This window comes from Altererythrobacter chaiwopuensis, assembly GCF_054957755.1.
Genome location: NZ_JBTXJG010000001.1, coordinates 1,816,273 through 1,842,262, shown reverse-complemented (window position 1 = coordinate 1,842,262; position 25,990 = coordinate 1,816,273). Strand labels below are relative to the sequence as shown.

22 protein-coding genes and 1 tRNA gene are annotated in these 25,990 nt (G+C 61.1%); 17 read left to right on the top strand and 6 right to left on the bottom strand.

Translation table 11 applies throughout. The features are described from left to right. Positions 1-13: 13 nt before the first annotated feature. Genes ACX2DJ_RS09100 through ACX2DJ_RS09090 form a run of 3 tightly spaced genes read right to left on the bottom strand, consistent with a single transcriptional unit; the run spans position 14 to position 1,511 of the window. Positions 14-508 carry a GNAT family N-acetyltransferase gene (locus ACX2DJ_RS09100; RefSeq protein WP_462572181.1) on the bottom strand — a complete coding sequence of 165 codons (495 nt, stop codon included), beginning with the start codon at positions 506-508 and terminating at the stop codon, positions 14-16. Beyond that, the gene (locus ACX2DJ_RS09095; RefSeq protein WP_462572180.1) at positions 505-1,005 is read right to left on the bottom strand and encodes a vgr related protein; all 501 of its coding nucleotides are present in this window, start codon (positions 1,003-1,005) and stop codon (positions 505-507) included. The genes ACX2DJ_RS09100 and ACX2DJ_RS09095 overlap by 4 nt, the downstream gene beginning before the upstream one ends. Positions 1,006-1,028: 23 nt before the next feature. Continuing rightward, positions 1,029-1,511, bottom strand: coding sequence for a copper chaperone PCu(A)C (locus tag ACX2DJ_RS09090; RefSeq protein ID WP_462572179.1), 483 nt, complete (start codon positions 1,509-1,511; stop codon positions 1,029-1,031). Positions 1,512-1,688: 177 nt separating this feature from the next. On the opposite strand from ACX2DJ_RS09090, the gene dnaK reads away from it, so the two are divergent. Together dnaK and dnaJ are read left to right on the top strand one after the other, a co-directional pair. Continuing rightward, on the top strand, positions 1,689-3,614 hold the full coding sequence (gene dnaK / locus ACX2DJ_RS09085) for a molecular chaperone DnaK (protein WP_462572178.1): 1,926 nt from the start codon (positions 1,689-1,691) through the stop codon (positions 3,612-3,614). A gap of 76 nt (positions 3,615-3,690) precedes the next feature. Further along, a complete protein-coding gene (gene dnaJ, locus ACX2DJ_RS09080) occupies positions 3,691-4,821 on the top strand; it encodes a molecular chaperone DnaJ (RefSeq protein WP_462572177.1) in 1,131 nt (376 codons plus the stop codon). 17 nt (positions 4,822-4,838) lie between these two features. Here the strand turns inward: dnaJ and ACX2DJ_RS09075 are convergent, their stop codons facing one another. Beyond that, on the bottom strand, positions 4,839-7,157 hold the full coding sequence (locus ACX2DJ_RS09075) for a patatin-like protein (protein ID WP_462572176.1): 2,319 nt from the start codon (positions 7,155-7,157) through the stop codon (positions 4,839-4,841). Between the two features lie 70 nt (positions 7,158-7,227). Here ACX2DJ_RS09075 and radA point away from each other — a divergent pair, with 70 nt between their 5' ends. The 8 genes from radA (at position 7,228) to rnr (ending at position 16,797) form a co-directional block, all read left to right on the top strand. Beyond that, positions 7,228-8,595: a DNA repair protein RadA gene (gene radA / locus ACX2DJ_RS09070; protein WP_462572175.1), complete on the top strand. Its 1,368-nt coding sequence runs from the start codon at positions 7,228-7,230 to the stop codon at positions 8,593-8,595. A gap of 12 nt (positions 8,596-8,607) precedes the next feature. Beyond that, on the top strand, positions 8,608-9,129 hold the full coding sequence (locus ACX2DJ_RS09065; RefSeq protein WP_462572174.1) for a CvpA family protein: 522 nt from the start codon (positions 8,608-8,610) through the stop codon (positions 9,127-9,129). Next, complete coding sequence (locus tag ACX2DJ_RS09060) at positions 9,126-9,569, top strand: iron-sulfur cluster assembly scaffold protein (protein ID WP_462572173.1); 444 nt, start codon at positions 9,126-9,128, stop codon at positions 9,567-9,569. The genes ACX2DJ_RS09065 and ACX2DJ_RS09060 overlap by 4 nt, the downstream gene beginning before the upstream one ends. A gap of 38 nt (positions 9,570-9,607) precedes the next feature. Next, positions 9,608-11,245: an MFS transporter gene (locus ACX2DJ_RS09055; protein WP_462572172.1), complete on the top strand. Its 1,638-nt coding sequence runs from the start codon at positions 9,608-9,610 to the stop codon at positions 11,243-11,245. Continuing rightward, the gene (alr, locus tag ACX2DJ_RS09050; RefSeq protein ID WP_462572171.1) at positions 11,235-12,284 is read left to right on the top strand and encodes an alanine racemase; all 1,050 of its coding nucleotides are present in this window, start codon (positions 11,235-11,237) and stop codon (positions 12,282-12,284) included. The genes ACX2DJ_RS09055 and alr overlap by 11 nt, the downstream gene beginning before the upstream one ends. A gap of 66 nt (positions 12,285-12,350) precedes the next feature. Next, positions 12,351-12,905: a polyhydroxyalkanoate synthesis repressor PhaR gene (gene phaR, locus ACX2DJ_RS09045; RefSeq protein ID WP_462572170.1), complete on the top strand. Its 555-nt coding sequence runs from the start codon at positions 12,351-12,353 to the stop codon at positions 12,903-12,905. Between the two features lie 57 nt (positions 12,906-12,962). Beyond that, the gene (gene proS / locus ACX2DJ_RS09040; protein WP_462572169.1) at positions 12,963-14,507 is read left to right on the top strand and encodes a proline--tRNA ligase; all 1,545 of its coding nucleotides are present in this window, start codon (positions 12,963-12,965) and stop codon (positions 14,505-14,507) included. A 34-nt stretch (positions 14,508-14,541) separates the two neighbouring features. Then, complete coding sequence (gene rnr, locus ACX2DJ_RS09035) at positions 14,542-16,797, top strand: ribonuclease R (RefSeq protein WP_462572168.1); 2,256 nt, start codon at positions 14,542-14,544, stop codon at positions 16,795-16,797. A gap of 12 nt (positions 16,798-16,809) precedes the next feature. On the opposite strand, the gene ACX2DJ_RS09030 is transcribed toward rnr, so the two are convergent. Then, on the bottom strand, positions 16,810-17,256 hold the full coding sequence (locus ACX2DJ_RS09030; RefSeq protein ID WP_462572167.1) for a universal stress protein: 447 nt from the start codon (positions 17,254-17,256) through the stop codon (positions 16,810-16,812). A 123-nt stretch (positions 17,257-17,379) separates the two neighbouring features. Between ACX2DJ_RS09030 and ACX2DJ_RS09025 the strand changes: the two genes are divergently transcribed. The 4 genes from ACX2DJ_RS09025 (at position 17,380) to ACX2DJ_RS09010 (ending at position 22,703) form a co-directional block, all read left to right on the top strand. Further along, positions 17,380-18,675, top strand: a complete 1,296-nt coding sequence (locus tag ACX2DJ_RS09025; protein WP_462572166.1) for a pyruvate dehydrogenase complex dihydrolipoamide acetyltransferase — start codon at positions 17,380-17,382, stop codon at positions 18,673-18,675. 172 nt (positions 18,676-18,847) lie between these two features. Next, a complete protein-coding gene (gene lpdA / locus ACX2DJ_RS09020) occupies positions 18,848-20,257 on the top strand; it encodes a dihydrolipoyl dehydrogenase (protein WP_462572165.1) in 1,410 nt (469 codons plus the stop codon). Between the two features lie 23 nt (positions 20,258-20,280). Continuing rightward, positions 20,281-22,152, top strand: a complete 1,872-nt coding sequence (locus ACX2DJ_RS09015; protein ID WP_462572163.1) for a cation:proton antiporter domain-containing protein — start codon at positions 20,281-20,283, stop codon at positions 22,150-22,152. A 359-nt stretch (positions 22,153-22,511) separates the two neighbouring features. Next, positions 22,512-22,703, top strand: coding sequence for a hypothetical protein (locus ACX2DJ_RS09010; RefSeq protein ID WP_462572162.1), 192 nt, complete (start codon positions 22,512-22,514; stop codon positions 22,701-22,703). Between the two features lie 111 nt (positions 22,704-22,814). Here the strand turns inward: ACX2DJ_RS09010 and ACX2DJ_RS09005 are convergent. Then, a tRNA-Ser gene (locus tag ACX2DJ_RS09005) sits at positions 22,815-22,904 on the bottom strand. 146 nt (positions 22,905-23,050) lie between these two features. On the opposite strand from ACX2DJ_RS09005, the gene ACX2DJ_RS09000 reads away from it, so the two are divergent. From ACX2DJ_RS09000 to tmk, 3 genes are all read left to right on the top strand, one after another. After that, on the top strand, positions 23,051-24,103 hold the full coding sequence (locus tag ACX2DJ_RS09000) for a lytic murein transglycosylase (RefSeq protein WP_462572577.1): 1,053 nt from the start codon (positions 23,051-23,053) through the stop codon (positions 24,101-24,103). 75 nt (positions 24,104-24,178) lie between these two features. Then, a complete protein-coding gene (locus ACX2DJ_RS08995; protein WP_462572161.1) occupies positions 24,179-25,360 on the top strand; it encodes a D-alanyl-D-alanine carboxypeptidase family protein in 1,182 nt (393 codons plus the stop codon). Continuing rightward, the gene (gene tmk / locus ACX2DJ_RS08990; RefSeq protein WP_462572576.1) at positions 25,357-25,989 is read left to right on the top strand and encodes a dTMP kinase; all 633 of its coding nucleotides are present in this window, start codon (positions 25,357-25,359) and stop codon (positions 25,987-25,989) included. Before ACX2DJ_RS08995 ends, tmk begins: the two co-directional genes overlap by 4 nt. Position 25,990 lies beyond the last annotated feature (1 nt).

Below are 25,990 nucleotides of genomic sequence, written 5' to 3'. Positions count from 1 at the left end.
CCGGAGCGTCAATTCAAAATTTGAGCACCATCTGCAAATTGCAGCGATCGTATGGCGAGGGCCAGGCCTCCTCGCTGGTAAGCGCGCGAAAGCCGCTCTTTTCGTAAAGCGCGGTTGCCGCCTCCAGCTTGGCATTGGTTTCAAGCCAGATCGCGTCTGCGCCATTCTCGCGTGCAAAATCGAACAAACGGGTGAGGATGGCCGCGCCGATACCGCGCCCCTGCATCGCTGGCTCGGTCGCCATCTTGATGATTTCCATCCATTTCCGGCCGTCATGGGGAGGGTGCGCTGCGGGCAGGATTGCCCCAGTTCCGATCACCCAGCCATTGGCATCGGCACAGGCAATAAAACCCCCATTGTCGAGAATCGCCGCCTGCGGGTGTTCAAGCTGGCGGATGTCCTGCTCTTCAATCCCGAACAATTCCTCGATCCAGCGCCGGTTGAGCGCGGCAAAGGATGGCGCATCGCCTGGCATGAAGGGCCTTACTCGCCAGCCATTTTCGGTCATGGCATCACTCCCGGAAAGTTCACCAGCATATCATATGCCGCAGGATCGCTCACGCCTGCAACTTTTACTCCCTTTCTGAGCCAGAAGGCATGCTTGATGATCTCTGCCTGCTGCTCGATCCCGTAGCGGGCCAGCGGCCAACCGGGCTTGAGGCAGTAATCATAGCGCGCCCATGGCATACGGTTGAGGATCAGGTGCCAACGGCCGCGGCTCTGCGCCTGCCAGACATGAGTCATTTCATGGATAAAAAAGCCCTGCCGATCCAGGCCGGCGGCGGCAAAATCGTCACAATAGGCCCCGCTCAACGGATGGAAATGCAGGTGGCCGCGGGGCGCCATGGTGATGCGCTGCGGCTGCAAGGGAAACCATTTGCGGCGCCGGATGCGGACGGCACCATAATCAATAGCGGTTCCGAAAATGGAACGTGCCAGCTCTGTCTCGCCGGGGGTGAGGGGGCGTTCGCCGCCTGCCGGGCAACAGAATTCACCCTCGCTCAACCCGTTTCCGGCGACACTTTGCTTCAGCGTTCATCCCCAGCTGCCCGTACCGGGGCTTCAAATGAGTATTTGTCGCCGCCCGAAACGGTCAGTGTTACTTCCAGGGTTCCGCCCGGCTCAACCGTATCGGGAAGGCCAAAAACCATCACGTGATAACCGCCTGGCTCAAAAGCCACTTTGGTGCCCTTGGTCAAGGCAATCGGCATGGCCTCGCCCATCTGCTTTTGCCCCTGCCACTCACTGTAATTATGCAGTTGTGCGCTTTCGGCTCCCGCCACATCGGCGCGCCGGATCGAAAGGCCGCGGTCACCCTCATAGCTGAGGTCGAAATAGACTGCCGCCGGGTTACCTGCCACCGGCGGGAGCACCACCCGGGCGTTTTCAACCGTCATGCCAGGTATTCCCGCAGGCGCGGATTCCGTTGCCGGCTCAGGCTCGCTGCCGCATGCGGCAAGGGCAAGGCTGGCCGCAAACAGGCTTGCAGCGGCGATGCGGGTAATTTTCATGACTGGTTTCTCCCCTTGATACAGGTTGAAAAACTAGTGCGTCCATTCCCTTGTGCCAAGCGAAACCACACCTATATCACCCGCATAACACACCGGACGGACTGAGCCGCCGAGCTGCTTTGCCTGAATTGGAAAGCACATTGCGTGGTGTCCAAGAACTGAATGGATGGGAAAATAATGGCGAAAGTTATCGGTATCGACCTCGGCACCACCAACTCCTGCGTGTCGGTGATGGATGGGGGCAAACCCAAGGTTATCGAGAATTCCGAAGGCGCGCGCACAACGCCTTCGATCGTGGCATTCACCAAGGATGGTGAGCGTCTGATCGGTCAGCCGGCCAAGCGCCAGGCGGTGACCAACCCCGACAATACCGTTTTCGCGGTGAAGCGCCTGATCGGTCGCCGGTTCGAAGATCCGATGACCAAGAAGGACATGGAACTGGTCCCCTACAACATCGTCAAGGGCAAGAACGGCGATGCCTGGGTCAATGCCGGGGGTGAGGATTATTCGCCTTCGCAAATTTCGGCGTTCATCCTGCAAAAGATGAAGGAAACCGCCGAGAGCTATCTTGGCGAAACCGTGACGCAGGCGGTGATCACCGTTCCCGCTTATTTCAACGACGCTCAGCGTCAGGCGACCAAGGATGCCGGCCAGATCGCGGGCCTTGAAGTGCTGCGCATAATCAACGAGCCCACTGCGGCGGCGCTCGCCTATGGCATGGACAAGGACGAGGGCAAGACCATCGCTGTCTATGACCTTGGCGGCGGCACTTTCGACGTGTCGATCCTTGAGATCGGCGACGGCGTGTTCGAAGTGAAGTCAACCAATGGCGACACCTTCCTGGGCGGTGAGGATTTCGACAGTGCGATCGTCGAATATCTGGCCGAGCAGTTCAAGCAGAAGGAAAACATGGACCTGCGCAAGGACAAGCTTGCGCTGCAGCGGCTCAAGGAGGCCGCCGAAAAGGCCAAGATCGAACTTTCCAGCTCGCAGCAGACCGAAGTCAACCTGCCGTTCATCACTGCGCGGATGGAAGACGGTTCGTCGACCCCGCTGCACCTGGTAGAAACCATCACCCGCTCTAAGCTTGAACAGCTGGTCGGCAACCTCATCAAGCGCACGCTTGACCCCTGCAAGAAGGCGCTCGCCGATGCCGGGATCGACAAGGGCAGCGTTGACGAGGTGATCCTGGTCGGCGGCATGACGCGCATGCCCAAGGTACGCGAAGTGGTAGAGGAATTCTTCGGCAAGAAGCCGCATACCGGCGTTAACCCCGATGAAGTTGTGGCCATGGGTGCTGCTATTCAGGCCGGCGTGTTGCAGGGCGACGTGAAGGACGTGCTGCTGCTCGATGTTACCCCGCTTTCGCTGGGCATCGAAACGCTGGGCGGCGTATTCACCCGCATGATTGACCGCAACACCACCATCCCGACCAAGAAGACGCAGGTATACTCGACCGCTGAAGACAATCAGCAGGCGGTGACCATCCGCGTGTTCCAGGGTGAACGTGAAATGGCGGCGGACAACAAGCTGCTCGGCCAGTTCGACCTCGTCGGCATCCCTTCGGCCCCGCGCGGCGTGCCGCAGATCGAAGTTACCTTTGACATCGACGCCAATGGCATCGTCAATGTCAGCGCCAAGGACAAGGGAACCGGCAAGGAACAGCAGATCAAGATCCAGGCCTCTGGCGGCCTGTCCGATTCCGACATCGACCAGATGGTGCGGGACGCCGAAAAGTTCGCCGAAGAAGACAAGAAACGCCGGGAATCTGCCGAAGCGCGCAACCAGGCAGACAGCCTGGTCCACGCGACCGCGAAGCAGCTTGAAGAGCATGGCGACAAGGTTGACGCGGAGACGAAGTCGGCGGTGGAGGCGGCTTTGGCTGAAGCGAAGACTGCGCTGGAAGGTGATGATGTCGATGCCATCAATGCCAAGGCGCAGGCGCTGACTGAAGTAGCCATGAAGATGGGTCAGCAGATCTACGAGAAGCAGCAGGCGGCAGGCGCTGATGCCAGCGCTGAGACGGCTTCTGAATCCGGTGGGGATGAAGAGGTGGTCGACGCCGAATTCTCCGAGGTCGACGAAGACAACAACAAGGGCTGATGTCCTGATGGATCAAGCAATCGCCGCCGGCGCTCAACGCTCCGGTGGCGATTAGCTTTCGGGGCGGGAACAGTTAATGCCTTCTACAGACATCGATTATTACGAATTGCTCGAGGTTTCGCGTGATGCCGATGGCGGCACGCTGAAGAGCGCCTATCGCAAACTGGCGATGAAATATCATCCTGATCGCAATCCGGGCGATAGCGAATGCGAAGCCAGGTTCAAGGCGATCAACGAGGCTTATGACTGCCTCAAGGATCCGCAAAAGCGCGCGGCCTATGACCGCTTTGGCCATGCGGCATTCCAGAACGGCATGGGCGGCGGCGGTGGCCACGGCGGGCGCAGCGACTTCGGCGATATCGGCGACATTTTCGAAACAATTTTCGGCAGTGCATTCGGAGGTGGGGGCGGCGGCCGCGCACAGCCGCGGCGCGGTGCTGATTTGCGCTATGACCTTGAAGTTTCGCTTGATGAAGCTTTTCACGGCAAAACCGTGGAACTTGAAATAGAAGTCTCGCAAGGCTGCGAGACGTGCTCAGGTTCAGGGGCAACGCCGGGCACGGGTGAGCGTGAATGCCGCATGTGCGACGGACATGGCAAAGTGCGTGCCAAACAGGGTTTCTTCGTGGTCGAGCGGCCATGCCCCACTTGCCACGGGCGCGGCGCAGTGATCGAGAATCCATGCCAGGATTGCCGCGGCGAGGGCGTGGTGGACAAGCCGCGCGCGCTGGAAGTGGAAGTCCCGCCAGGCGTGGATACCGGCACCCGCATCCGCCTGTCAGGCAAGGGCGAGGCTGGGCCACGCGGCGCACCCGCGGGCGATCTCTACATCTTCGTGCATGTCAAACCACACGCTGTATTCCAGCGCGAAGGCACCACGCTGGCCACCCGCCTTCCGATCAGCTTCACCACTGCCGCGCTAGGCGGCACGGTGGATATTCCCGATCTTGGCGGTGAGACGAACGCGGTCGAAATCCCCGCTGGCATCCAGTCTGGCAAGCAATTGCGCGTGCGCGGAGCGGGTATGCCGGTATTGCAGGGTCGCGGTCGGGGTGATCTGGTGGTCGAGATTGCGGTGGAAACGCCCACTAGGCTCTCGAAGCGGCAAAAAGAGCTGCTGCAGGAATTTCGCGAAACCGAAACCGGCGATGAATGCCCGGAAAGCAAGGGCTTCCTTGATCGGCTGAAAGACGCTTTCGGAGGCTGATTGCGCGGGCGGATCGCCTATGGCAACCGCTCAGCTATCTCTGCCCGCAGGCCTTCAAGCAGTCCGCGCGCGCAGCGTCCGGCGGCCAATTCCTCATCGATGATGGCATCAAACGCCTCGCGCTTGAACTTCTTGCACCTGGTATGATCGATATCTTCTTCAAGCGTTGAACAGACCAGGTCGATCATCCGTTCGGCACCGTGCAACCGACCCCAGATATAGTCATTCTCGCGATAGGTGCGGCTGAAAAATGCGCCGAAACTGTAAAATTCTATCCCGCGCAAGGTTGCACGCGCACCGCCTTCGCGAATGGAGGGAGCGTCATCAGGTGAAATCCGGTCCACCTTTACCGGGTCATATTCGGTAAGTCCCTCATGCCGTAGCAGGGGGAGCGTGGCTACGTCGTAATACGGAAAGCCAAGATATGCGAGCAGCACACGGCGTTTGAGCTCCTTGGGCATTTGTGCCAGCGCACCGGCAAAGCGTTCCTCGGCCAGATCGTCCACCTCGGGAAGCAGGCGAACCTGCGCGAGATGTTCGAGCACGGCCTGCGGATCCTCGAACACCCGGGATGCAACTTCGCTGAAACCCTCTCCCAATGCCGCCAACGTGTCACGCTCGAAATAAAGGCTCAGGATGCCGTATATCTCGTTGCGTGCGAGGTCGAGCGCATCGTCGGAAACCTCCGGATCGCGTTCCCAATCGCGCGCCAACCGCCGCGCAAGCAGGCGCAATCGCCGGATACGAAATCCGATGTCATGCGCGCGAAAAAAGGCGATCGCCTGGGCGCTTGCGCCGCCCTTCTTCGGATCAGACAATTCGTCCAACCCTTGCTTTTCAAGCTGCGCGCGCAGGATCGCGGCGATTGGATCGGGATCGGGCAAATCGAGTTGGGGAGCAGCCTGATGGATAAGCTGTGCGAGTCGATCGATAATACCGGTGAATTTGACCTGCACGTAAGCCTGAAAAGCATATCCGGCATTTTCTGCAGCCGCCTGTTGGGCCTTGGCGCGCCAGCCTTTCAACCGTTTGGTTGTCGGGTAGTCGAGCAGGAAAGTTAGCCCGAAAAGCTTTTCAACCGCGCGCTCGACATCGGGCCGCAAGCCTAACAATATCTGCTGCAACCGCGCCGCATCGCGTGATTGCCGCTCAAGTTGTTCAAGATTGTCGCGGATTGGTTGTTCGCGTGGCAAGGCCGAAATCGAACCCAATATGGCCGAAAAGAATCCCACCGCTTTCTGGTCCTCGTCCTTCATTGTTGCGATCCGATCCGGTCGCGGATCGATATAGACGAAGCGGCGATCAACCTCGCGGTGTCCGGGGCGGCCCTGCAATGCCTCGATTGCGCCTTCAAACGGCGCGTTGATCAGTACCGAACCGTCGATCAGCGCCACCCGCTCGGTAATTCCGCGCTGCACGTGCACGGGCATGATCCGGTGGAGGAAGTCTTCGCGCGTTGCCCATTCATGTTTGCGCTTTGCTGCAATCCGGTCAATTTCGGCGAGTTCAAGCGCGGGAAAGGCACCGGGGAAGCTTGCGGTTGCCCGGGCAGCAAAGGTCAGCTCAAGCGTATCGGCCAGCTTGCCATTTGCCTTGCCCGGCGTCAGCCCGCGGAATTGGATCGGCAGGCGGTGTTCGCTTTCCTCAACTACCGGCGGACTGTTGAGCCGCAGCATTTCGATATGCCCGCGGAAATCGGTTGCGGTCACAAACAGGTCAAGCGGATGATTAGGCGGGAGTAATGGCGGACCTGCTGGCGCCTTGCGCATGGCTTCCAGTGCGTCGAACAGCAGGCAGGAGAAATTGTCGCCCGAAAACGGAGGTTCGAACCAGCGCCCACGGATAAAGCGCGAGACTTTGCGCCGTACTTCGCTGCGGGTTTCAGGCGCGACGCTTTCCGACACGACATTGCCAGGTCGGGAAATCAGCCACCAGGCGATCGGCTGTGCCCAGAATTTGGCAAAGCGCCACATCGGGCGCGCATCGGGATCAAGCAGCCGGTCGACATCGGCATTTTCCAGCCATAGTTCTGTCAGGGGCTCGAGCGAATGCCCCGCGTAAACAGCCTGAGACAGGAACACCGCGTTGATCCCGCCGGCACTGGCACCGGACAGGATATCAGGCAGCACTCGCAGCCGCATCCCACGTTCCTGCTCGATATGGGCCAGAAGGTCATGATAGACCTTTGCCACTCCATTCAACGGCACATCCCCGGAGTGGTAGGCGCAGCTTGCCCGGGCAAGGTGCCAAAGCTCCTTGGTGACGCCATGCATGTAGACCGCCAGGCTCACGCCACCATAGCAGACCAGGGCAATTCGAAGTTCCTTCTGGTGCATTGGGGGATAGTGACGTGCTGCCAGCATCTTGGCAATTGCGTTCCTATAATGTTCTGTTTATCAATCCGGCATGGCCAAGACTAAAAAGCGCTATATCTGCCAGGCATGCGGCAGTGTTGCTCACCGCTGGCAAGGGCAATGCCCTGACTGCGCCGAGTGGAACACTCTGACAGAAGATGCCCCGGCAACGGTATTTTCGCAGAAGCACGATCTTTCGCGCGGTGGCCGCGCGGTGGAATTTGTGGAGCTCAACTCACCGGCAGAGCTGCCTGTTCGGCGCAGCACCGGCCTCAAGGAATTTGACCGGGCATTGGGCGGGGGGCTGGTGCCCGGCTCGGCCGTGCTGATGGGCGGCGATCCAGGGATCGGCAAGTCAACCCTGCTGCTGCAAACTGCAGCAACTATCGCGCGCACCGGGCAGAGCGTTATCTATGTCAGCGGTGAGGAGGCCGCAGGCCAGGTGCGGATGCGCGCCGCAAGGCTTGGCCTTGCCGATGCGCCGATCCAGCTCGCCTCGGAAACTTCGGTGCGCGACATCTTGACCACGCTGGGCCGGATGGCACCGCCTTCATTACTGGTGATCGATTCGATCCAGACCATGTATTCTGACACGATCGAAGGCGCGCCCGGAACGGTCAGTCAGGTTCGTGGCTGCGCCTTCGAACTGATCCGTTATGCCAAGGAACATGGCGTGGCGCTGGTATTGGTAGGCCATGTCACCAAAGACGGCAGTATCGCCGGGCCGCGCGTGCTTGAGCACATGGTGGACGTGGTGATGAGCTTTGAGGGAGAGCGCAGTCATCAATATCGCATCCTGCGCGCGCTCAAGAACCGCTTTGGCGCGGTTGACGAAATTGGCGTTTTTTCGATGGTCAGCGAAGGGCTGGAGGAAGTCAGCAATCCATCCATGCTGTTCCTTTCTGGGCGTGATCAGCCATTGGCGGGCAGCGCGGTATTCCCTGCGCTAGAGGGCACACGCCCGGTATTGGTTGAAATCCAGGCGTTGATTGTGCGCTTGCAATCGGGCGCAACCCCGCGGCGAGCGGTGGTGGGCTGGGACAGCAGCAGGCTGGCGATGTTGCTCGCGGTGCTGGAATCACGCTGCGGGCTCAATTTCAGTTCGGCCGAGGTCTATCTGAACATTGCCGGGGGATATCGCCTGTCCGATCCGGCCGCCGACCTTGCGGTGGCCGCTGCGTTGGTATCGGCGCTGGCAAACAAGCCCTTACCAGATCGCTCTGTATTCTTCGGCGAACTGTCGCTGGCCGGCGAGATTCGCCCGGTTGCGCATTCCTCTCTGCGCCAGCGCGAAGCCGAAAAGCTCGGCTTTACCTCTGCATTCGGTCCATCCGGCGCAGATAACGGACCATCGGGGATTAACTATCGTGGTTTAGGACAAGTTGCGAACCTCGTTGACCGGGTGATGGCAAAGACATAATCCTCCCAACCCATGAACGGGTTTGACCTTATCGTATTCGCGATCGTCGGCATTGCCGCGATCGGTGGCTTCATGCGCGGGCTGGTGCAGGAAGTCCTGTCACTGGCAGCCTGGGTGCTGGCCGCCTTTGCGATTCATCAGCTGCATACGCCGCTGACCAACCAGTTACTTGAATTTTTTGATTCGGAAACGACCACCGCCCTTCTGGCATTCGCATTGTTGCTGCTGATTCCCTATGCAGCGATGAAGCTGATCGCAAACAACGTGGGCCAGGCATCGCGCAATTCCATCATGGGGCCAATCGATCGCGTTCTCGGTTTCGGCTTCGGTATGCTGAAGGGCGGGCTGATCGTGGTGTTCGCCTTCTCGCTGCTGGTGCTGGGCTACGATACCGTGTGGGGATACAAGGGCCGCCCGGTCTGGATCACTACCGCGCGCACCTATCACGTGATCGATGCGAGCTCACGCGAGCTGGTAGAAATGATCGCCGAACGCCGCGCGCGCTTGCTGGCTGAAGCGAAGGTTGCGGGATGAGCGCCGCCAGCGCAGGCAAACTATACACTCCCGAACTCCTGTCACTCGCAACCGAGCTGGCGAACTATCCGCTCTCGGGTGTGTTTTCGCACAGCGGTGAGGCACGCTCGAAAACCTGTGGCAGCAGCATCAGGATCGCTCTCGAAACCGATGACCGGGGCGGGATTTCCCGTTTGGGAATGGCGGTTACCGCCTGCGCGGTGGGTCAGGGTTCCGCAGCGATTTTTGCAGCGAATGCGTGCGGTCGCAACGCGTCGGAACTCGCAACAACCTTGCGCGCGCTCGAAAACTGGCTGGACTCGGCTGACGCACCAATGCCCGATTGGCCAGGTTTCGCTGCCCTGCGTACCGCGCGCCACTATCCGGCGCGGCACGGTGCCCTGCTATTGCCGTGGAGGGCCGCAGCAGAGGCGCTTTGCAAGGCGGATGGCAACGGCTAGAGCCACGACCTTGTGGCAACGGGGAGAGCGCAAAAACCATGTCAAAGACTGTACAGCCGGCCATCCGGGAGCCCAGCGAGAAAGAGATAAGGCTGGTTATCGGGGCAAGTTCGGCAGGCACCGTTTTCGAATGGTATGATTTCTTCATCTACGGCACGCTTTTCGCGCTGATCGGAAAGGCCTTCTTCCCCAGCGACAACGAGACCCTGCAGGTTCTGCTGGTGTGGGCCGGTTTCGCGATCGGCTTCGGTTTCCGCCCGCTGGGCGCGATCATGTTCGGTTTTCTGGGTGACCGGCTGGGGCGCAAGTATACCTTCCTGGTGACGGTTACACTGATGGGTATTGCCACTGCGGGGGTCGGCCTGGTGCCAAGCGCGGAAAGTATCGGGCTGTGGGCTCCGGCAATTGTGATCGTGCTGCGAATTCTTCAGGGACTGGCGCTGGGCGGCGAATATGGCGGCGCGGCGATCTATGTTGCGGAGCACGCTCCACCGGAAAAGCGGGGCTTCTACACCAGCTTCATCCAGGCATCGGTGGTGGGCGGGTTCATCCTGTCGATCATTGTCGTGCTTGCCTGCCGCTTCCTGATCCCGGAACAGGAGTTCAACGATTGGGGCTGGCGCGTGCCGTTCCTGCTGTCGATCGTTCTGCTCGGCATATCGCTGTGGATGCGGCTCAAGCTGTCCGAAAGCCCGGTGTTCCAGGCGATGAAGGCAGAGGGCCAGATTGCCGGTAATCCGTTTGTCGAAAGCTTCACCTATCCCGGCAACAAGAAGCGCATCTTCGTGGCCCTGTTCGGCGTCACGGGTATCCTCACCACGATCTGGTATTCGGCCTTCTTCTCCAGCTTGTCATTCCTTCAGCGCGAAATGCGGCTGGATGAGCTGACCGTTGAGCTGACGTTGCTTGTCGCGGGCCTGATTGGCATGACCTTCTATATTTTCGTCGGCAGGTGGTCAGACCGGGTGGGCCGCAAGAAACCGATCATGATCGGTGCGGCCCTGACCCTGCTGCTGATCTTTCCCAGCTTCTGGGCGATGGGCAGCCTGGCCAACCCAGGCTTGGCCGAAGCCTCCGAACGCAGCCCGGTGGTGGTAAGCGGTCCGCAATGTTCGACCGATCCCTTTGCCGAGCTGTTCGACCGCGAGCAGAGCGATTGCGGCAAGCTGCTTGGCACGCTTATTTCGAGCGGGGTGAGTTATCAGCTTCAGCCCGACGATGCGCTCGCGCTCTCGATCGGCGGCGCCCCTGTCGCAATCGATCCGGCCTGGTTCGATGACGGCAAGCTGCGGAGCGAGGCAGTTCAAGCCCGGCTGACCCAGGCGGGCTTCGACTTCTCGCGTCAGACGCCGCCGTTCATCAATATCGTCGGGATTGTTGCCATTCTGCTGGTACTCAGCGCGCTTTCGGCGCTGACCTATGGCTCGGTTGCGGCGCTGCTGTCGGAAATGTTTCCGCCGCGCATTCGCTACAGCTCGATGTCGATCCCCTATCATATCGGGGCCGGCTATCTCGGCGGCTTCCTGCCATTGATCGCTGGCGTGATCGTGGCCAGCACTGGCGATATCTATTCCGGCCTGTGGTACACTTGGGGCGTGGTTGCATTCGGTATCGTCGTGGCATGGTGGGGCCTGCCTGACGGGCCGCCGCGAGATTTCGCCGACGATGCAGGTTGATCATCCTACCCCCAGCCTGCGCCTGAGGATCGACCGGGAAGCGCTTGCTCACAACTGGCGCACGCTTGACCGGATGAGCGGTAGCGCGCGGGCGGGCGCGGCGGTGAAAGCCGATTGTTACGGGTTGGGCGTCGATGCCTGCCTGCCCACGCTGCGTGCTGCCGGGGCGGAGCTGTTTTTCGTCGCACATTGGAGTGAGGTAGGCGGGGTCGCGCATCATGTGCCGTCAGACCAGATTGCCGTGCTGCACGGTCCGCTGACCGCTGGCGACGCCGCTTATGCCCGCGCGCGCAAGGTGCTGCCGATAATCAATTCGCTGGCACAGTCAAAGTTGTGGATCGAGAGCGGGGGCGGGCCGTGCCATCTGATGTTGGATACGGGAATCAACCGGCTCGGCATTTCGCCCCACGAAACAGGCGATACGCTGATCGCCCAACTCGAAGTGATCGGCCTCATCTCGCACCTCGCCTGCGCCGACGAGGACAGCGCCATGAATGCGCAGCAGCTCGGCAATTTCCGCGCCCTGCTCCCCGCGATACCGCACCAATTTGCCAGCCTCGCCAACAGCGCAGGGATTGCACTGGGGCGCGACTATCACTTCGACGTAACCCGCCCCGGCCTGGCGCTTTACGGCGGGGTCCCGCGGAAGGAACTGGCCGGGGAAATCCGCCAGGTCGCGGCGCCGGAAGCTGCGATAATCCAGACCCGCCAGCTGTCCGCAGGCGACAAGGTGGGCTATAACGCCACCTTCACTGCTCCAGGCGAAATGCGCGTGGGTGTCGTCTCGATCGGTTATGCCGATGGTCTGCTGCGATCCTGGGGCGGGAAGGGCGCTTTCCTGCTGCGCGGCGATAAGCGCCTGCCGCTGCTGGGCAGGGTGTCGATGGATATGGTGGTGGTGGATTTGTCACAGGCCCCGGAAGTGGCAGAGGGCGACTGGGTCCAGATCCCCTATCACCTGCCCGACGCAGCGCAGATTAGCGGCCTTTCGCAATATGAATTGCTTACCGTTTTGGGGCAGCGCCTCAAATCCCCCTAACCCATGTTGCGCTGCACATTGTGCAGGTGCTAAGGCCGCAGCATCAATTCAGCAGGACTGCAGCAAATGGCCAAGAAAAACGCGGGCGCAGGCGAAACCGTGATCGTCAAGAAATACGCCAACCGGCGGCTCTACAACACCAGCACCTCGAGCTATATCACGCTTGACGACTTGGCGGCGATGGTGCGCGACAATGTGGAGTTTCAGGTGCTCGACGCCAAGACCGGCGATGACATTACCCATTCCATTCTTACCCAGATCATCATGGACGAGGAATCGAACGGCGAGCAGATGCTGCCCGTCAGTTTCCTGCGCCAGTTGATCAGCATGTATGGCAATTCGATGCAGGCGATGATGCCGTCCTATCTCGAAGCGGCAATGGCCAATTTCCGCGAGAATCAGGGCAAGATCCGCGAAGCATTCGAAAAGGGGCTGGCGAACAATCCGCTGGCCAGGATCCATGAAACGAACATGGCAATGATGCGCGCCGCAACCGAGGCTTTTCTGCCCGGCTCCGGCAAGCGAAGCGACAAGAGTGATGGCGCATCGGTTGACGAGATTGCGGCACTCCGCAAGCAGATGGCCGACATGCAAAAGAAGCTCGACGAACTCAGCAAATAGCGCAATTTGCGCCGCCGCAAGGCAGGCGCCGCGTCCACCCAAAGCAGGAAATTCCCCTTGTCCCAGATCCGCCATGCCCTCGACGTCAAACGCGAGGACGACTTTTCCCAATGGTATCAGGAGGTCATCTCCGCCGCCGACATGGCCGAGGAATCGGGTGTGCGCGGTTGCATGGTCATCAAGCCGTGGGGCTATGGTATCTGGGAACGCATCCAGCGCCTGATGGATGACCGGATCAAGGCTGCAGGCGTCCAGAACTGCTATTTTCCAATCTTCATCCCCTTGAAGAATTTCGAGCGCGAGGCCGAACATGTCGAGGGTTTCGCCAAGGAGATGGCGGTTGTCACCCATCATCGGCTGATCTCCGATGGCAAGGGCAGGTTGATCCCCGATCCTGAGGCGAAACTGGAAGAGCCGCTGGTGGTGCGGCCGACTTCTGAAACGATCATCGGCGATGCCATGGCGCGCTGGATACAGAGCTGGCGTGACCTGCCGCTGCTGACCAACCAATGGGCCAATGTCGTCCGGTGGGAAATGCGCACCCGCATGTTCCTGCGCACCAGCGAGTTCCTGTGGCAGGAAGGGCATACCGCGCATGAAAACCGCGAGCAGGCACTGGAGGAAACCCACCGTGCGCTGGAAATGTATCGTGCCTGCGCTGAAGAGGATATGGCGCTGCCGGTGATCGCGGGAGAAAAGCCGGAGAACGAGCGTTTTCCAGGCGCAGTTGAAACCTGGTCAATCGAGGCGATGATGCAGGACGGCAAGGCGCTGCAGGCCGGCACCAGTCATTATCTCGGCACCAATTTCGCCCATGCTGCGGGGATCAAGTTTCAGGACCGCGAAGGCCGCGAGCAATTCTGCCACACCACCAGCTGGGGCATGTCGACCCGCATGATCGGCGGCGTTATCATGACCCATGGCGATGATGACGGGCTGCGTGTGCCGCCCAGGATCGCGCCACAGCAAGTGGTGATCATTCCGATGCTGCGTGACAAGCCTGAGGATGCGGACGTGCTGGCATATTGCGAAGAGCTCCATCGTCAACTGGCCGTTCAACATTCGATGGGCGAACCGGTGCGCGTGCTGCTCGACAAAAAGCCTGGCCAGGCTGCGGCCAAGCGCTGGGGCTGGGTACGCAAGGGCGCGCCCGTGATTATCGAAGTCGGCCCGCGCGACATGGCGGAAGGCAAGGTGGCGATGATCCGTCGTGACAGGCTGTGGAACACGGAAACTGGCAAGGCCTCGTTCCAGTTCATGGCGCGCGAAGAATGCGTCAGCGGAATCGATGCACTGTTGGCCGATATCCAGCAGTCCCTGTTCGACGAGGCTGCCGCGCGCCGCGATGCCAATATCACCCGCGGGGTCACTTCACTCGATGAAGTCGCCGCCTTCTATGACGGTTCCAGGAAATTCCCCGGCTGGCTCGAGGTGCAATGGTCGAAACCGACTGGTGCCGTGCTGGAAAGGGTGGTCGAAACATTGAAGGCACACAAGCTGACGATCCGCAACGTACCGCGCGACGCGGCGCCTGCCGACGATAAGTGTATCTTCACCGGCGAGGCTGCGGTTGAACGGATTTTGATCGGACGGGCTTACTGATTTGGCGAAAGCTCCAACCAAGCGCCCTCAAGGCATGCCCAGCAAGGAACAGATACTCGAATTCCTTCAATCGTCTGACATTCCGGCTGGCAAGCGCGAGATTGCCAAGGCGTTTGGCCTCAAGGGCCAGGAAAAGATCGCGCTCAAACGGCTGCTCAAGGACATGGCCGAAGAAGGCATGATCGACGGCAAGAAAGCCGCCTATCACCGCATGGGCGGTGTGCCCAAGGTAACCGTGCTGCGCGTGATCGAGATCGAGGATGGCGAAGCGATCGCCATTCCTGACAATTGGTCGCCTGACGCGCCCGGTGAACCACCGCGCCTGACCATGCGCGAATTGAAGGGCAAAGGCGGAAAACGGATGCCGGCGCTCAAACGCGGGGACCGCGTGCTCTCGCGGACCGAGGAAACCGGGCGCGGCTGGATCGCGCATCCGATGAAAAAACTGCCCGCGCGCACCGAAGGGCTGATGGGCGTGGTGGAAATCGATGGCAGCGGCAAGGCCTGGCTTGCCCCGGTCGACAAGCGCGTCCGCAATTCGTCGCCAATCGCCGATCTGGGCGAGGCGGAGGAAGGCCAGCTGGTGATCGCCGAGCGGGTGGGGCGCTCTGATCGTTCAGGCGTCAAGGTCATCGAAGTGGTGGGCGATCCACTGGCGCCGCGCAGTTTCAGCCTGATTGCCATTGCCAAGCACGGCATCCCGCATGTGTTCCCGGAAGAGGCGCTGCGCGAAGCGGAAGAGGCGGCCAAACTGGCGCTCAGCAGCGAACACCGCGAGGATTTGCGACACCTGCCAATCATTGCAATCGATCCGGCCGACGCGCGTGACCATGACGATGCGATCTGGGCAGAACCTGACGGGCAGGGCGGTTTCAACGCGCTCGTCGCGATTGCCGATGTCAGCTACTATGTGCGACCCGGCGGCGCACTCGACCGCGAAGCACGCAAGCGCGGCAATTCGGTCTATTTCCCCGACCGGGTCGTGCCGATGCTGCCCGAAGTGCTCAGCGCCGATGTATGCTCGCTGCGCGAAGGCGAGGACCGCGCGGCGATGGCGTGCCATCTGCGGGTCGACGGGCAGGGCAATGTTACGAAGTTCCATTTCACCCGCGCGCTGGTGCGGATCACGCACAACATCGCCTATGAAGATGCGCAGACGGCGATAGATGATGGCACCGCGCCAGAGCACCTGAAGCATTTATGGGCCTGCTGGCGGGCGCTGGAAAAGGCGCGCCATGCGCGCGATCCGCTCGAACTCGAATTGCCCGAACGCCGCGTGGTGCTCGACGAGCAAGGCCAGATCGCGGAAATCGCAGTTCGCGAACGGCTCGACGCGCACCGCGTGGTCGAGGATTTCATGATCGCCGCCAATGTTGCGGCGGCCAAGGCACTCGAGGCCAAGACCGCGCCGGTGGTTTACCGAGTGCATGAACCGCCCGCGCGCGAGAAGCTGCTGGCGCTGCGTGACTATCTCGCCACCTTCGGGCGCAAGCTGGCGCTGGGCCAGGTCATCACCCCCTCGCTGTTCAATCGCATGCTCAAGGATGTGAGCGACGAGGGCGAAAAGGCGCAGGTGATGGAGGCGGTGCTGCGCAGCCAGATGCAGGCCTATTATGGGCCGAGCAATGCCGGGCATTTCGGGCTTGCGCTGGGCAGCTACGCCCATTTCACTTCGCCGATCCGGCGCTATGCCGATCTGCTGGTGCACCGCGCGCTGGTCGATGCCTACAAGCTCGAGCAACCCAAGCCGGAGGGCCATCTCCCGGACAGCACCGGACTTTCTGACCGCGACCGTTCCAGCCTGCAGCAGGTTTCCGACGCGATCAGCCAGGCAGAGCGGCGCGCGATGGAGGCCGAACGCGATACGATCGATCGCTATGTCGCGGCCTGGCTTTCAAGCCGGGTGGGCGAAATTTTCGACACCCGCATCACCGGGGTGCAGGCCTTCGGCTTCTTCGCCACGATCACGGGGCTGGGCGGCGACGGGTTGGTGCCGGTCTCCACACTGGGCCGCGAGCACTTTCGCTATGAGGAGGCGGCGCAGGTGCTGGTCGGCGAAAGCAGCGGCACCCGCTATGCCATGGGCGACAAGCTCAAGCTCAAGCTGGCAGAGGCCAATCCGCTTACCGGCGCGCTCAAATTCGTGCCGGTTGATGGCGAGGGGCAGGAAATCGAACCGCGCGGCCACCGGCCGCCGCCGCGCCGCAGCGAAAAACCAGAAGGCAAGCGAATGGCCGGAAAACGCGGCAGACCAGGCAACATTCGCCACCAGGGGCGCCGCAAGCGTTAACTGGCCAAAACGCTAGATTGCGCCTGCTTCCTCGTCATAGTCCGCTGGAATTATGTAGAGCGGGCAGGGCAGGGTGCCGACATTGGCAGAGAAATGCGTCACGAGCGGGCCGGGATTGCTTCCCGATGCAGCACCGAGCACCAGCGCAGCCACCTCTTTATGCTGATCAAGATATTCGCGAATCACGCGCTGCCCCCCGCCCAAGATCACCGAAATCGTGGGCATCACGCCCATTTCGGCCAGCAGGCTGCCGGCCGCACCATGCGCCAGCATTTCCGCGCGGTCGCGCGCTTCCTGTTCGATCGTCGCCTGCACCCCGCCAAAGGCGCTGATGTTCTGTTGCGGAACCAGCGCAAGGATGTGCACGCCGCCGTCCACAGCACCCGCGCGGCGCGCCGCAAACCGCAAGGCCGAACGGGCCTCATCGGTCTCGTCAATCACTACCAAAAAGACGCGCATGAATTGTGGCTCCCTTTGTCGCAGGGTATCTGCTGAAAACGTATTCTTCGCAAGAACCTTGCCCCAGCCTCGCGAATTCGGCACAGGCTTACGTCGCGTAAAGGAAAGGGAATCTCTCCAGCGATGCCGATTGAAATCAAGATGCCCGCTCTCTCGCCCACCATGGAAGAAGGCACGCTTGCAAAGTGGCTGGTGAAACCGGGTGACCAGATCAAGTCTGGCGATATCATGGCGGAAATCGAAACCGACAAGGCGACGATGGAATTCGAAGCCGTCGATGAAGGCACGCTGGTATCGATCGCGGTCGAAGAGGGTAGCGAAAACGTCAAGGTTGGCACGGTTATCGCCGTGCTTGCGGAGGAAGGCGAAGATGTGGACGCGGCGGCCTCGGCGCCTGCACCTGCACCTTCACCTACGCCGTCACCTGCGACAGATGCCGCCCCGGCTTCGGCGGCGTCAGAACCCGCGCCGGCGGCGTCAGCTCCGGCACCGGCTTCAGCTGCACCCGCGCCATCCGGTGATCGTATCGTTGCATCACCTTTGGCCAAGCGCATTGCTGAGCAAAAAGGGCTCGATCTTTCGGCCATCAAGGGCAGCGGCCCGAACGGGCGCATCGTCAAGGCCGATCTCGAGGGAGCATCTGCAGCCCCCTCCGCTCGTACTGAGCCTGCCGAAGGACAGGCAGCCAAGGCCCAGCAACCAGCACCGCAGCTTGGCGGCGATCTTGACGCGCCTTACGAAGAACAGAAGCTCAACAATGTCCGCAAGGTCATCGCCCGCCGCCTGACCGAGGCCAAGCAGACCGTTCCACATATCTACCTTACCGTGGACGTGCGGCTTGATGCGCTCTTGAAGCTGCGTTCGCAGCTCAACGCCTCGCTCGAACCCGACGGGGTCAAGCTCTCGGTCAACGATCTGTTGATCAAGGCGCTCGCCCGCGCGCTGGCCCGCGTGCCCAAATGCAATGTCAGCTTCCAGGGCGATGTGCTGCACCAATATTCGCGGCAGGATATCTCGGTTGCGGTGGCGGCGCCTTCGGGCCTCATCACCCCGATCATCCGCGATGCAGGCCGCAAGGGGCTGGCGCAGATCAGCACCGAGATGAAGGAACTGGCGGGCAAGGCCAAGGAAGGCAAGCTTCAGCCGCACGAATACCAGGGCGGCACCGCCAGCCTCTCCAACCTCGGCATGTTCGGAACCAAACAGTTCGACGCGGTGATCAACCCGCCGCAGGGCATGATCCTGGCGGTGGGCGCGGGTGAGCAGCGGCCCTGGGTGGTCGATGGCGCGCTTTCCGTGGCGACGGTTATGAGCGCCACTGGCAGCTTCGACCACCGTGCGATCGACGGCGCCGACGGCGCGGCGCTGATGCAGGCGTTCCAGCAGCTCTGCGAAAACCCGATGGGGCTGGTGGTGTGATCAGCTGGCTGTCCTACAAAACGCAATTCATGCGATGAGTTCGGGATGTCCGCTCACCACTCTAGCCGCCGCTTTGCGATAGTAATGGGCCGCTCTGTCCGGAGCGAATTCATCATCAGGACCGTGTTCCATGTGTTCCATCCTGTAGGACTCTGAAAGAGGTAATGCAGTAATGTCAGCTAGTTATGACGTCATCGTTCTCGGCTCCGGACCCGGCGGCTATGTCGCGGCGATTCGCTGTGCGCAGCTGGGCCTGAAAACCGGCATCGTCGAGCGTGAGAATCTGGGCGGTATCTGCCTCAACTGGGGCTGCATCCCGACCAAGGCGCTGCTGCGTTCGGCCGAGATATTCCATTACATACAGCACGCCAAGGATTATGGCCTTGTTGCCAAAGGGATAGAGGCCGATCTTGAGGCGGTGGTGAAGCGCAGCCGCGGGGTGGCCAAACAACTCAATCAGGGCGTCACGCACCTGATGAAGAAGAACAAGATCACCGTCCACATGGGCGAGGGCGCGCTGACCGGCGCGACCTCGCTGACGGTGAAATCAGACAAGGGTGAGGAAAAGCTCACCGCCAAGCACGTGATCGTCGCCACCGGAGCCCGTGCGCGCGACCTGCCCTTTGCGCCCGCAGACGGCAAGCGCATCTGGACCTATCGCACCGCCATGACGCCGCCCGAAATGCCGAAGAAGCTGCTGGTGATCGGCTCTGGCGCGATCGGGATCGAATTCGCCAGCTTCTACAACGACATGGGCGCGGACGTGACTGTGGTCGAAATGCTCGACCGGGTAGTGCCGGTGGAAGATGCGGATGTCTCCGCCTTCCTCGAGAAATCGCTCACCAAGCAAGGCATGACGATCATGACTGGCGCGGGAGTCGAGGACCTCAAGGCCAGCGCCACCGGAGTGAAGGCGAAAATCAAGGACAAGGACGGCAAGGTCGCTGAGCACGAGTTCAGCCACGCCATCGTCGCCATCGGCATCGTGCCGAACACCGAGAATATCGGGCTCGACAAGCTGGTGGAGATGGACCGCGGTTTCATCCAGATCGATCCCTATGGCCGCACCAAAGCCAAGGGGCTGTGGGCGATCGGCGACTGCACGCCCGGCCCCTGGCTGGCGCACAAGGCAAGCCATGAGGGCGTGACCGCAGCCGAAGCGATCGCGCAGGAGCTGGGCAACAAGGACACGCACCCGCACCCGCTCGACCGCAATAACATCCCCGGCTGCACCTATTGCCGCCCGCAGATCGCCAGCGTCGGCATGACCGAAGCCAAGGCCAAGGAAGCCGGATACGAGGTTAAGGTCGGCAATTTCCCCTTCATCGGCAATGGCAAGGCGATTGCGCTGGGCGAGGCGGAAGGCTTCACCAAGACCGTGTTCGATGCGAAGACCGGCGAACTGCTGGGCGCGCACATGATCGGCGCCGAAGTAACCGAACTGATCCAGGGCTATACCGTGGGCAAACAACTCGAGACGACCGAGGCGGAGCTGATGCAGGCCGTGTTCCCGCACCCCACGCTGTCCGAAATGATGCACGAAAGCGTGCTAAGCGCTTACGGGCGGGCGTTGCACATCTGAGTGGAGGCTGACAGGAAGGCGTAATGACCGGCTTCCTGATCCTCGCCTTCTTGATCCTGGCCGCCGGGCTGGTCGCCGTACCGCTGGCGGCACGCTTTGGCCTTGGCTCGGTGCTTGGTTACCTGCTTGCGGGCATGGCCATCGCGCCGGTGCTGGGCGCGCTGAAGGTCGATGTCGAGGCGCTCCAGGTTTTTGCCGAATTCGGCGTGGTGATGATGCTGTTCATCATCGGGCTGGAGATGGAACCCCGCAAATTGTGGGAGATGCGGCGGCGGCTGGTCGGCCTTGGCGGCGGGCAGGTGCTGTTTTCGGCACTGGCCATTGCCGGGACCGCCTTGCTGGCAGGCGAGCAATGGCAGACCGCCTTGGCGATCGGCATGATCCTGGCGCTCTCATCCACGGCCATTGTGGTGCAGTCGCTGACCGAAAAGGGCCTGCTGCGAAGCGAGGGCGGGCAGGCGAGCTTCGCAGTGCTGCTGTTTCAGGACGTCGCGGTGATCCCGATCCTTGCCATTTTGCCTCTGCTGGCCCTGCCCGAAATTGCCGCGATGGCAGGGGCCGCCGCACAGGAGGCGGGGCAGGCGCATGGCCCGGCGCTGGACATCACTGGGGGGATGCCCGCGTGGCTGGGAGGGCTGGTCACACTGGGTGCCATCGGTGCAGTAGTCTTCATCGGGGCTTATCTCACCCGACCGGTGTTTCGCTATATCGCCAGGGCCAACCTGCGCGAGCTCTTCACCGCAACCGCGCTTGTCTTTGTCATCGGGATCGCGCTGCTGATGAGCTTGGTCGGCCTCTCGCCCGCGCTGGGCACGTTCCTTGCCGGCGTAGTGCTGGCGAATAGCGAATACCGGCACGAGCTTGAGAGCGATATTGACCCTTTCAAGGGCCTGCTGCTGGGCCTGTTCTTCATCACCGTAGGCGCCGGGATCGATTTCGAATTGGCTGCACAGGAGTGGCGCACGGTCGTATTCTGGGCGGCTGTGGTCATTGCGGTGAAGCTGCTGGTGCTGGCGGCAGTGGCCCGCGTCGCTGGCATCCGCGGGCAAGCTGGTTGGCTATTCTCTTTCAGCCTCCCGCAAGCGGGCGAGTTTGCCTTTGTCCTGATTGCATTCGCCGCCGCCAACTTCGTTCTCACCCGTGAACTGGCCGACCTGCTGCTGCTGGTTGTCGCTCTGACGATGTTGTTCACGCCGCTGCTGTTCATCATCTACGACAGATTCGTGGCGCGTGCCTATTGCACGGCACAGGCCGAGCGTGTGGCGGACACGATCGACGAGGAGCATCCGATCATCATTGCCGGGCGCGGGCGCATGGGCGGGATTGTTGACCGGATGCTCGATGCTGCGGGGCACCGCGCGACCGTGATCGACTATGACAGCGAGCATATCGAGCAGCTCAAGAAATTCGGAGTCAGGAGCTTCTACGGCGATGCAACCCGGCCTGACCTGCTCGCCAGTGCCGGGATCGAGCGGGCGAAGCTGCTGATCGTGGCACTGGATGAGCGCGAACAGATCGACAAGCTCGTGCGCTATGCCACCAGCAATTTTCCCAGGCTGCACGTGATCGCCCGGGCCAAGGATCGCGATCATGTCTATCACCTGTGGGCGATGGGCTGTCGCGACATAATCCGGGAAACCTATGACGGTGCGCTGCGAATGGGGCGCTCCGCTTTCGAAGCGCTGGGGGCCGATCAGCAATCGTCGCGGGCCATGGCTGATGCCTTCCAGGAAATGGACCGCCGCTCAATGGTCGAGGTGGCCGATCTTTACCGGCTCGACATCCCCTCGTGGGAAAACGAGCCGCTACTGGCCAGGATACGGGAATTGCGGTCGGAATGGGATCCGAAGCTGCGCGATCAGATCGACGCAATCATCAAGCGCGGGCGCGAGTAGGGCGGAGCTTTGGAGGGCTTTTCCGGGCCAGAGATGCGCGGCAGACGATCACCTATTCCCGCCAAGCCAGCGACTTGAGCGCGCAGATTAGGATTGCAATGCCGTCCACCTGAAGCTATCCCTAACCCCTTAGAAGAGTTGAGGATTTCGATGAATTGGGATGAGGGAATCAGACGCTTTGGCATTGTTGCTGGCGTAGCTTGGGCGATCTTCTGCCTCTTTGCCATGGTCGGCCTTTTCATTGAGGGCGAGGTATTGGCTGCGGCTGCTTGGCTAATTCTTGGCCCAATGGTGACACTCGTTGTCGTGGTTATCTATCGCGCATCCAGATGGATATTGTCTGGCTTTAAGAACTAACAATGGACGCTGACCTAGCCAACCGTGTTGAAGGCGCTTTCCGTGCCTGCGCAGACCTACGCGAATGCAACAACGGCGATGGCACGTTCACGATTGACGGGGCTAAGATGATGTTGCTGATTGAGCTGCGGAACCTAGCGCCGGAGGTGGTGTTGGCATTGAGCGAGGCCGATTCCCGCCAAGCCAGCGCCTGAACAGGTCCAAACGCGCAAAGGGATAGGTTTGCCTGTGGAAAACCTCAGTTAGGCCAAGCGGTATGGCAAAGCCCCAAAATGGCCTCTAACTAATTGATTTTATTGGAGCGATGGCGGACAGGGTGGGATTCGAACCCACGGTGGGCTTTCACCCACGGCGGTTTTCAAGACCGCTGCATTCAACCGCTCTGCCACCTGTCCGCTGGCGACGCTCGCTAGCGTGCGAATCGGTTATTGTCACCACTGATCGTGCGCCGTTCGCAGCGCGATGAAGAATGGGTATGCGAATTAAGGATAAGCGATCCGAGATCATGGACCGTTCATCGCTGCCATGGCAGAACGCCGTCATGGCCCTGAAACCCTTCCTCTGCGCAATTGCGCTGTCCAGCCTCGCGGTGAATCCGGTGCCGGCGCAAGCGCAAGTTGCAGGTCCTGATCAGCCAGAAAATTTGGGAGAACTGTCGTTTGACGCCTATCTCCAGCTCCTGATCGCCCGCGCGCGCGCCGAAGGGGTCAGCGAAACCACCCTCCAGCGCATGACCTCGGACCTCTCGCCCAATGACCGGGTAATCCGGCTCGACCGGGCGCAGCCGGGAACGCCCACGCGCAGCGGATATCCGGCGCTGGCGCCTTATATTGCGACCCATGTCAATTCGGTGCGAATCGCGGGCGGGCGCGAGGTTTTCGCCGCCAACCGCGCCGCCCTGCTCGCAGTCGAGGCCGAATATGGCGTGCCTGCCGAAGTGATCATCGCGATTTTCGGACACGAAACCAGCTACGGCCGCATCCGGGGGAATTTCGATCTCGCCCGCTCGCTCGCAACACTAGCCTGGGAAGGGCGCCGGCGGGAGCTTTTTGCCAATGAATTTATTGCCTTGATGAAGGTAGCTGACAAGGGTTACGGCCGCGAAGAGCTGGTCGGTAGCTGGGCAGGCGCTATGGGAAACCCGCAATTCCTCCCGAGCATCTATCTCAAGCTGGCCAGGGATGGCGACGGGGATGGGCGCGCGAACATCTTCACCAACCGCGCCGACACTTTCGCTTCGATCGCCAACTACCTGCGCTTTGCCGGTTGGCGGGCAGGCCAGCCATGGGGGGTGCCGGCGACCGTCCCCGATGATCTCGATATAGACGCGCTCAAGACCAGGCTGGTCGCCCAGGTCTGCCCCCGTGTCCATGAACGGCACAGTCAATGGAAGACGGTGGCCGAATGGCGCGCATTGGGCGTTAAGGCCCAGCGCACGATTGGCGATGATGTGCTGGCAACCCTGTTCCAGCCTGACGGGCCAGGCACGCCTGCATGGCTGCTCACCTCGAACTATCGCGCGATCCTCGAATATAATTGCTCCAATTACTATGCCATTAGCGTGGGGTTGCTCGGCGACGAGATTGCCCGCTGAAACCCGGCAAGAGCAAAGGGGATAGCCCCGGGCAAAAGCTCGCATTGACGCAGGCGAGTGGTTATAGCCACTGGCATGCTTAAGGAGCGCGGATTGCGGCACATTTCCTACATGATTGCGATGCTGTGCAGTGTCGTTTTGGCAGCTGCGCAGCCAGCGAATGCGCGCGATCTCGTTCGTGCGCCACCTGCGCATGATGAAGCCGCCATCGCTATCCTGGTCGACCTCTCAAGCGGGCAGGTGTTGCACCAGCGCAATGCCGATCGCCGCTTCATGCCTGCCTCGATCACCAAGACCATGACCGCTTTCCTCGCCTTCGAAATGATCGAGGAAGGTCGCCTGAAGCTTGACCAGCGAATGCGCTTTGATCCTGCCGCGTTTCGCAAATGGGGCGGGGTCGGTTCGACCATGTTCCTGAGCGCGGGTGATGAACTTCCGGTATCAGCTCTCTTGTTCGGCATCACCACGGTTTCGGCCAATGATGCTTCGGTTGTGCTGGCAGAAGGTACCGCGGGTTCCCTGGCGGAATGGACGCGATTGATGAATGCCAAGGCGCGCGAAATCGGGATGGCGAACAGTCATTTCGGCACCCCTAATGGTTGGCCGGACGAGGGGCGGACCTTCGTGACGGGGCGCGATCTGGCAAAATTGGGTGCCGCGCTGGTCCAGCGCCATCCGCAGCGATACAAGCGCTTTTTCGGTCACCGCCAACTCACTTATCGCGGCATCACCCAGCCCAACCATGATCCGTTTACCGGCCAGGTGCCAGGGGGTGACGGTATCAAGACGGGCTTTACCAACGAGGCGGGCTTTGGTTTCCTTGGTTCTGCCCAGCGCGATGGCCGCCGTTTGATCTTGGTGGTCGCGGGCGCTGATCGTCCGAGAGTGCGCGACAGGGCAGCTCGCGCCTATCTCGAATGGGGCTTTAAGGCGTTCGAGAACCGCCCGCTGTTCAGGGCGGGTGAGGTGATTGAGCAAGCCCGGGTTCAAGGTGGCCAGAGCCGCAAGGTTCCTTTGCTTGCTCCGCAGGCCATCGCGGCCACGCTTCCTCTAGGGGAAAACCCCGAAATTCGGTTGGCCGTGAGGTATAACGGGCCATTGCGCGCGCCGATCAGAAAGGGGCAACATGTGGCTGACCTCGAAATATCGGTTGAGGGGATGGAGCCCTCGCGCCTTCCGCTCGCAGCTGGTGAAGATGTTGCCGAAGCCGGTGTTTTCGCGCGCGTAGTTAATGGCGTTCTGGGGTGGTTCGGATAATGCGCGGCCGATTCATTGCTCTTGAAGGGGGGGAGGGGGCAGGCAAGTCAACCCAGGCAAAACTGCTGGTTGATGCGCTTGAGGCCCGTGGGCTGAAAGTTCAACTTACGCGCGAACCGGGGGGGACTCCCGGCGCTGAAGCGATCCGCAAATTGCTGCTCGATCCACCCGGAGAGGGATGGGGACCGCAGGCAGAGGCGCTGTTATTTGCCGCTGCCCGCGCAGACCATGTTGCGCGCCGGATCCGTCCAGCACTGGAGCGCGGGGAATGGGTGATTTCGGACCGCTTTGTCGATTCAAGCCGGGCCTATCAGGGTAGCGCCGGCGCATTGGGCGATACGGCAATCACCACGCTACATGAGATCGGCAGCGGCGGGCTCCGCCCCGATCTTACCATCCTGCTCCAGGCTGATGACGAGCAGGTTGCCGCCCGGCTCGCGGCCCGGGACGGGGACAGCAGCGACGCCATCGGCGGACGCAATTCTGCCTATCACCGGGCAGTTGCGGATGCCTTCCGGCGCTATGCCGAGGAAGACCCAAAGGGTTTTGCAGTGATCGACGCCGGAGGCGATCCCGAGACTGTCCATGCGCGCATCATGGATACGCTAGCCCCGATTCTGGAGGGTTGAG

Bases quoted from the DNA above. Each gene is read 5' to 3' on its own strand.
- dnaK (WP_462572178.1), top strand. From the start codon at position 1,689: ATGGCGAAAGTTATCGGTATCGACCTCGGCACCACCAACTCCTGCGTG.
- radA (WP_462572175.1), top strand. From the start codon at position 7,228: ATGGCCAAGACTAAAAAGCGCTATATCTGCCAGGCATGCGGCAGTGTT.
- ACX2DJ_RS09025 (WP_462572166.1), top strand. From the start codon at position 17,380: ATGCCGATTGAAATCAAGATGCCCGCTCTCTCGCCCACCATGGAAGAA.
- rnr (WP_462572168.1), top strand. From the start codon at position 14,542: ATGCCCAGCAAGGAACAGATACTCGAATTCCTTCAATCGTCTGACATT.
- ACX2DJ_RS08995 (WP_462572161.1), top strand. From the start codon at position 24,179: ATGCTTAAGGAGCGCGGATTGCGGCACATTTCCTACATGATTGCGATG.
- lpdA (WP_462572165.1), top strand. From the start codon at position 18,848: ATGTCAGCTAGTTATGACGTCATCGTTCTCGGCTCCGGACCCGGCGGC.
- dnaJ (WP_462572177.1), top strand. From the start codon at position 3,691: ATGCCTTCTACAGACATCGATTATTACGAATTGCTCGAGGTTTCGCGT.
- ACX2DJ_RS09055 (WP_462572172.1), top strand. From the start codon at position 9,608: ATGTCAAAGACTGTACAGCCGGCCATCCGGGAGCCCAGCGAGAAAGAG.
- phaR (WP_462572170.1), top strand. From the start codon at position 12,351: ATGGCCAAGAAAAACGCGGGCGCAGGCGAAACCGTGATCGTCAAGAAA.
- alr (WP_462572171.1), top strand. From the start codon at position 11,235: ATGCAGGTTGATCATCCTACCCCCAGCCTGCGCCTGAGGATCGACCGG.
- ACX2DJ_RS09010 (WP_462572162.1), top strand. From the start codon at position 22,512: ATGGACGCTGACCTAGCCAACCGTGTTGAAGGCGCTTTCCGTGCCTGC.
- ACX2DJ_RS09030 (WP_462572167.1), bottom strand. From the start codon at position 17,256: ATGCGCGTCTTTTTGGTAGTGATTGACGAGACCGATGAGGCCCGTTCG.
- ACX2DJ_RS09065 (WP_462572174.1), top strand. From the start codon at position 8,608: ATGAACGGGTTTGACCTTATCGTATTCGCGATCGTCGGCATTGCCGCG.
- ACX2DJ_RS09090 (WP_462572179.1), bottom strand. From the start codon at position 1,511: ATGAAAATTACCCGCATCGCCGCTGCAAGCCTGTTTGCGGCCAGCCTT.
- ACX2DJ_RS09100 (WP_462572181.1), bottom strand. From the start codon at position 508: ATGACCGAAAATGGCTGGCGAGTAAGGCCCTTCATGCCAGGCGATGCG.
- ACX2DJ_RS09000 (WP_462572577.1), top strand. From the start codon at position 23,051: ATGGCCCTGAAACCCTTCCTCTGCGCAATTGCGCTGTCCAGCCTCGCG.
- ACX2DJ_RS09075 (WP_462572176.1), bottom strand. From the start codon at position 7,157: ATGCACCAGAAGGAACTTCGAATTGCCCTGGTCTGCTATGGTGGCGTG.
- ACX2DJ_RS09015 (WP_462572163.1), top strand. From the start codon at position 20,281: ATGACCGGCTTCCTGATCCTCGCCTTCTTGATCCTGGCCGCCGGGCTG.
- ACX2DJ_RS09060 (WP_462572173.1), top strand. From the start codon at position 9,126: ATGAGCGCCGCCAGCGCAGGCAAACTATACACTCCCGAACTCCTGTCA.